1 protein-coding gene is annotated in these 250 nt (G+C 55.6%); it reads right to left on the reverse strand.

What is annotated here, in order from left to right:
• Positions 1–250: Ig-like domain-containing protein (locus A6E04_RS20855; protein WP_139078925.1), on the reverse strand; the 250-nt coding region annotated here is incomplete at both ends.

Genomic DNA, 250 nt, shown 5'->3' on the forward strand with positions numbered 1-250 from the left:
CCGCCGCGTCCGTTGACGCCACGCTTACTTCAAACTCGGTGTCGGCCGCAAGATCCGCGCCCGCCACGTTGACACTCCAGTTGCCATTCGCATCAACCGTGGTTTGGTAATCGGTACCATTAATCGTCATGGTTACCACATCATTTTCACTGATGTCGCCACCTGTCGCCGTACCGGTGACCGCAATAGTTTGTCCGCTTTCTGCCGCGTTAATCACGTCATCTTCAGTGATAGCCGCTACCGTCACGGT

The organism is Aliivibrio logei (assembly GCF_001691055.1).
Classification (GTDB): Bacteria; Pseudomonadota; Gammaproteobacteria; order Enterobacterales; family Vibrionaceae; genus Aliivibrio; species Aliivibrio salmonicida.